Source organism: Streptomyces sp. NPDC002088 (assembly GCF_040296605.1).
Classification (GTDB): Bacteria; Actinomycetota; Actinomycetes; order Streptomycetales; family Streptomycetaceae; genus Streptomyces.
This window is the reverse complement of sequence record NZ_JBEOXO010000051.1, coordinates 21,928-28,396: the sequence shown is the minus strand read 5'-3', so window position 1 is coordinate 28,396 and position 6,469 is coordinate 21,928. Positions and strand designations below refer to the sequence as shown.

4 protein-coding genes are annotated in these 6,469 nt (G+C 67.8%); 3 read left to right on the top strand and 1 reads right to left on the bottom strand.

Annotated features, from left to right (window positions below; all coding sequences use genetic code 11):
- Positions 1 to 242 (bottom strand): methylmalonyl-CoA mutase family protein (locus ABT114_RS48150; RefSeq protein WP_351153146.1); only part of this gene is annotated, 242 nt, incomplete at its 3' end.
- A 937-nt stretch (positions 243 to 1,179) separates the two neighbouring features.
- Between ABT114_RS48150 and ABT114_RS48145 the strand changes: the two genes are divergently transcribed.
- The 3 genes from ABT114_RS48145 (at position 1,180) to ABT114_RS48135 (ending at position 6,407) form a co-directional block, all read left to right on the top strand.
- On the top strand, positions 1,180 to 4,083 hold the full coding sequence (locus ABT114_RS48145; protein ID WP_351153143.1) for a helix-turn-helix transcriptional regulator: 2,904 nt from the start codon (positions 1,180 to 1,182) through the stop codon (positions 4,081 to 4,083).
- 344 nt (positions 4,084 to 4,427) lie between these two features.
- Positions 4,428 to 5,000, top strand: coding sequence for a TetR/AcrR family transcriptional regulator (locus ABT114_RS48140; RefSeq protein ID WP_351153140.1), 573 nt, complete (start codon positions 4,428 to 4,430; stop codon positions 4,998 to 5,000).
- Positions 5,001 to 5,705: 705 nt separating this feature from the next.
- Positions 5,706 to 6,407 (top strand): AfsR/SARP family transcriptional regulator, encoded by a 702-nt coding sequence (locus tag ABT114_RS48135; RefSeq protein WP_351153138.1) that lies wholly within the window; start codon positions 5,706 to 5,708, stop codon positions 6,405 to 6,407.
- Positions 6,408 to 6,469: the final 62 nt, after the last annotated feature.

Here is a 6,469-nt window from a genome sequence, read left to right as displayed (position 1 = left end):
CCCATCGTGCCGTTCGCGATCAGCTGCTGATAGCGGGCGTTGGACTCCGTCGCCGTACCGAAGCCCGCGTACTGACGCATCGTCCACGGACGGCCGGTGTACATCGACCGGTACACACCACGCGTGAACGGATACGCCCCCGGCTCACCCAGACTCTCCGCCGGATCCCAGCCCTCCAGCGCCTCCGGCCCGTAGACCGGCTCTATGGGCAGTCCGGACTCCGACGCGTGTGGTGCGTTCATCCTTCCTCCTCTTCATCTGCGGGATGTTGCCAGCCGCATACGCATCCGGACACGCGAGCCGACATGGCGGAAATTCGTACAGTCGATCGGTCTGCGGCATGCGGCATCGCCTCAGCGGGTGCCGGCGCCGTGGCCGGGTGCAGCAGGGAAGCCGCGTGATTACCGTCCGGTACGACCGGTTCGCCGGTCATTTCGTGAACGGAATTCTTTTTACCCATGAGTTCTTAATTACCGCTGAAGCTCAACCCAATCGGCCGCACCTGGGGGTGCAGGGATGGTGGTGATCGCTGAAAGTTGCGGGCGATTTTCGAAAGGGGGTAACTGAGCAGCGGATTTGCCCGAGCATGGGCCGGTCCGCAAAGGTTCGAGGCGGAGGGTGTTGAAAAGGTCTATCGGTTCGTTGGGTGGAAGGTGATCGTCCGGTTCATTCGAGGTGGCTTCGCCGTGCGCGGCCGCCTTCAGGCCGGTCTGGAGGCTGTCCGCCGATTGCGGTAGTAATGCACCGAGGGGGAAGGCCGGCCCCGGGGCGCCTCCAGGGTGTGCGGTGCAGGTCAAGAGGTATTCAAGCCAACGCGAAGACGGCTCGTACATCCTCGGGTTTGAGCGGTGCCCGAAGGCCCGTCGTCCGGAGGGAGGGGCGTGGGGTTGGGATCCGCGGACTCCGTCGGAGGGTGGAGCCGGAGCGATGTCGCGTGCGCCGACGACGGCATCTGGACAGTGGCACCGTCCTTGTCCTGCCCTGATGGCCGACCGGAGTAATGGGTTCCGATTATGGCGAAGTTTTTACTTCAGAGGTTGATCTTTTTGTCCTGGGGAAATCGGCGCCTGTCGACTCGCATGTATGTTGGCAAACGCCGCTTGGGGCGTATCGGTTCGACATGGTGAACATCAAGGGTTTCAATGCCTTGTCGCCTAGTGGGCAGAACCGGGGGAATGTGTGACGAAGTCGAGGAGAACGAGTCCGGTTGATCGACAGACAATACGGACAGCGGAATTAGCCCAGTTGACCCAGTTGGTCCGGTCGGCAGCGGAGCGCGGCCATGGTGTGGTGGAGTTACTCGGCGATCCTGGAAGTGGCAAGACCTGGCTGCTCGATGCGGCCGCCCGGGATGCTCGGCGCAGCGGCGTCTGGGTCCTGCGGGCCCGGTGTTCGGTAGCGGAAGCGGACGTACCGTTTCATCCTTTTCTGCAGGCACTCACCGCATGGACCGTCTCTCCGGACCGGAACCGTGACGAAGAACTGGTCGGCCGGATCAGGGCACTCACCCGAGCGCTGGCCGAGTCGGCGGGATCCGCGGAGGAGATCCCGCCGTGGGACTTCTTCTTCGAACAGCGGCGGCTGCTGTCCGAGTGCCTCGTCTCGGCTCCGGCCGGGTGCCTGCTGGTGCTCGACGATGTGCAGTGGGCGGATCCCTGGTCGATCAAGTTCCTGGAGATCCTCATCCGTTGGCCTGTGGAGGAGCGGCTCGCGCTCGCGGTGGCGTACCGCCCCCGGCAGAGCCCGGTCGCGCTCCGAGCTGCTCTGCAGGAGGGGCACGACCTCGGCTATGCCGGGTCGGTGCATCTCGATCCGCTGACCATCCGACAGTGCGCGGTCCTGCTCGACGAGGACCCGGCCTCGCCGGATCTGGCCCGGCTGCACCGGGAAGCCGACGGCAATCCCCTCTACGTCACGGCGCTGGCCCGGAACGACACCCCGCGTCCGGACAACGCCGAGGCGTGGGCATACGGGCCACTCGGCGCGCGGTTGCTCACGGAGCTGTCCCGGCTCGGCAGCGACGCGCGCCTCGTCGCACACGCCGCGTCGGTGCTCGGCGAGACCTTCGACGCCTCCATCGTGGCAGCCGTCGCCCAGGTCGATCTGGAGACCGCGTCCCGGGCGCTGGGCGAACTGCGTCGTCATGATGTGGTGCGAGTGGCAGGCAACGGTCGGCTGACGTTTCGGCACGCGCTCGTCCGGCACTGCCTCTACGGCTGTACGGGCGCCTGGTGGCGTGACGACGCGCACCGCCGGGCTTTGGCTCACCTCACCGGGCGGGGCGAGCTCGCGATGGCGCTCGCCCCGCACATCGAGGGAGCCGGCGCCGAGGACGCGGCGGCCGTGCGAACGCTGATCGCGGCAGCCGATTCGGCCCTGCATTCCGACAAGCCGGACCTCGCCGCCCGCTGGCTGATCGCGGCCTTGCGCTCGCAGCGCATCCTCGGTGGCACGGCAGGCGGCGCGCCGGTCGCCACCAGCGTGTGGCGTGGGGTGCTGCAGGCCATTGCCGCGGGGGGCGAGCGCGAGCGGGTACTCGCCATCGGCACCGAACTGCTCGCGGTATTCGACGAGGACTCCACCGGCTCGCGCACCATGGCGGCCGCCACCCTCGCATGCCTGCAGGCCTCCCTCGGCGACGTCGACAGCGGACGAGCCCTGCTCGCCCAGGAGGAGGCCAGGATCGGCAGGGGCAACCCTGCGGCCACCGCGATGATCCATGTCTACGGCCAACTGGTCGGCGTCCTTGTGGGAACGGTTCCAGATCGTGTCGAGGTGGACGGGCTGGCCCGATGGCTCGGTGAGACCGATCCGGTGTGCGCCTTCGGCATCCAGGCCATGCGTGCGTTGTGCGCGGTTTTCGACGGCGACATCGAGGGCGGACAACGCCTCCTCGCCGCCTGCGCGCAGGCCCTGGACGGTTGCACCGCTCCCGGCCCCGACACCGTCGGGCTGGCGGAGTTCCTCATCATGATGGGCTGGGCCGAGGCGTTGGTGGGGCGTTACGGAGCGGCGCAGGCGCACGCCCAGGAAGCGCAGGCGGCGATACACAAGACGGGTGATACGCACCAACTGCCCGTCACACTGGTCCTGTTGGGCCTCATCTATTACCAGACGGGCCGACTGTCCGAGGCGTTCGACATAGCGCAGCAGGCGAGCGCCGCCGCGCAGGGCATCGGCAGGCGGGACTACGCGGGTGTGGCGGAAGCGCTGATGGCCGCCGCGTCCGCACGGCCCGGAGACCTGATTCCGGCGCTCTCCGGCTCCGGGCACCCGTCGGCCGACGACAACTTCTGGACTCCTGTCACCGTGATCCTGCGTGCCGAGGCGGCGCTCGCCGCCGGGGACGGCGCCGGCGTGCTGGAACTGCTGGCCCCGTGGGAGAGCGTCTGGGAACGCCCGGGTCCGGCGAAGGTGTACGAAGCCCGGGGTTACGAACTGCTCACCGCGGCAGCGGGGGCCCTCGGTGATCAGGTGAACGCGGAACGCTGGGCGGCGCGGTCGGCGGATGTGGCGGCCGCCGTCGGGCTGCGGGAGTCGCGTGGACATGCCCTGCTTGCCCGCGGGCACGTGCTGGTGAACCAGGCCGGGGACGCGACGCCGTACTACCAGGCCGCTCAGGGAGTCCTTGGCGACCAAGGACCTGCCAGGGCACGGGCGGACATGCTGGCGGCCGGAGCCGGAGCCGGAGCCGGAGCCGGAGCCGGAGCCGGAGCCGGAGCCGGAGCCGGAGTGGGAGCGGGAGCCGGAGCCGGAGTGGGAGCCGGAGTGGGAGCGGGAGCCGGAGGCCGGGCCGCATCGAGTGGGGAGGAGACGGTCCGCGCGCCCAATCAACCATCCCCGCAGGAGGGTGGGATGCCGGTGTTGCTGCCCCTGACCATGCGTGAGCGGGAAGTGGCACAGCTCGCCGGCGAGGGGTTGAAAACCAAGGACATCGCCCACCGGCTCGGGGTGAGTCCGCGCACCATCGACGCCCATCTCGCGCGGATCTACAGCAAGGTCGGCGTCCGCTCGCGGGCCGAGTTGGTGCGCAAGGTGCTCTGGGGGAGAGAGGACAATCCACCGCCTTCGGACCACGCGTAGCCGTATCTCGCTCGCCCGCGTCCGGCACGTACGCACACCCGCCGTGGCCTGTCTTCGGGCGGGCCGTTCCGCTGTCGGCGGTCGACCCTCTGTCAGCTACGCACTGTCGATTATGTTCCCAAGCCGATCGATCGTCAAGTCAGCGTAGCCGCTTTATTCAATATGGCTGCGAATCGGGCCTCTCCTGCTCGTCCCGCTCGTCCTGATCACCCGTCCGAACCTGCCGAGGCCTTGGGTCATGCCGTCCGGGGGTCGGTCGTACGTGAGGAGCGCCACCTCTGCCCTGCTCTCTCTTCAGTTACCGACCGATCGTCAAGTACGCTTGGGGAAAGGAGGAGGAGACCGTGAAGGAGAAGGACGGCGGCGGTACGAGGGCGCGCATTCTCGACATCGCCCGGGAGCTGATGGCGAAGCAGGGCTATGCGGGTACCTCGATCGCTCACATCGCGAGCCAGCTGGGGACCAGCAAGGCCGGGATCTACTACCACTTCAAGTCCAAGGAGGAGATCCTGGACGCGCTGCTGACCAAGCCCGTCCTCGCCTACGCGGACATCGCCGAACGCGCGGCCCAGGGCGCCCCGCCGGCCGAACTGCTCGGCGCGATCATCGACCTGACCACTGAGCTCAAGGAATTCGCCTTCTTCCACGACGATCCCTCCGCACTCCATGCCCTGGGGAAGAACACGCGCCAGGCGGACATCCTGGAGAAGCAGGCGTTCATCATCGGGGCTCTGGCCGGCCCGCGGCCCTCGCAGGCGGCCTGTGTCCGGGCCCGCTCGGCCTTCGTCGTCGCCAGCGACGGCGCGGCCGGTGTCGAGGCCGCCGGTGGCGGAGGTCTGACCGAATCCGACCGTGGCGAACTGCTGGCCGCCGCCCTGCGCGCGCTGCGGCCGGTCGAGGTGCTGGCACAGCGTTGAACCGCGTACCGCGCCTTGCGCACCGCGCACCACAGGACGCGGAAGGCCCCGATGTCGGAGCGCGCGTAATTGAAGTGGACGACTGAAAGCGGCGAATCCCGGCGGTGCGGGCAACAGGTGCCCCCCGCTCCGTCGCGCGCTGCGTGCGCTGTCGACCGAGCCCGGTTTATCGACCGGGGTTCGAGGGCCTGCCATTTTTCTTTCAGGGACCGATCGCCGAAGGTGCGATCGGTCCCTACTCATGTATTGCCGTGCTGCGTCACGGCCTTTTCAGGTTGCGTACTTGATCTACCTACATGAGGCTCGCTGCGCATTCGTTACCTAGGTGGACTCGGTCGCAGAGGCCGAATCTCATCGCTCAGTCCCGTTCTGGCGCGTGACTGTCGTCACGGCTGCGCGCCGTCGACGCCCGTGATATCCACCCAAGCGCGCTGGGAGCGGACGAGGATGTTCGTTATGTGGTCTCCAGATGGCTGGAGTTGGCTGAGTCCGAGCTGTGCCGAGGCGACATCCGGCCACTTGGATTTACCTAGGCGGTTTCTCGGATGTGTTCACAGCAGGTGTGAGCGAGAGTGAAGTCGGTGCACGACCGGACGGAAATGCTCCCTTGGTCGCCGACTCCACGAGGTATTCATGCGATACGAGATAATCGGGCCGCTTCGAATAATTGACGGTTCACAAAAATTCACGCTCAGCGCTCCGAAGATGGAGATGGTGCTCGCGACCCTGCTCGTCGGAGCGGGGCGGTTCATCAACAAGGAACAGCTGATCGGCGAGCTCTGGGCGGGCAGGCCGCCCCGCCGCGCGGCTGCCGCGGTGCACGTGTACATCTCTCAACTGCGCAAGTTCCTGGTGTCGGCGGGGGACATCGAGGGACGCGCGATCGTCACCAGGCCGGCCGGGTACCTCTTGAACTTCGACGGCGCCGCCCTCGACCTGGAGGACTTCCGGGCCGCGGTGCGCCGGGGCCACGCCCACCAGCAGGCCGCCGAACACGAGGCGGCGCTGGAGGAGTTCGAGAGCGCACTGTCCCTCGTGCGCGGCCAGGTTCTGGACGGCCTCGCCGAGGGGCCCGTGCTCAGCTCCTTCGCCGCCTGGGTGGAGGAAGAGCGTCTGCAGTGCCTGGAGGAGTCGGTGGAAGCGCGCGCCGCTCTCGGCCGGCATCGCGAGGTCATCGGGCTGCTGTACGGGCTGATCGCCGACTATCCGCTGCGCGAGTCGTTCTACCGGCAGCTCATGCTGGTGCTCTACCGCTCCGAACGTCAGGTGGAGGCGCTCCAGGTCTACCGCACCGCCCAGAAGGTGCTCCGCTCCGAACTCGGCCTCGAGCCCTGCCGGTCCCTGCGCCGGCTGCACCAGGCGATCCTCACGTCCGATCGCGAACTGGATCTCTCCATGGCGAGCTGAGCGCGGCCGCGGCTTCCAGACCGGCGCGGCACGGCCCGCACCGATCCACACGTTCGCCCCGC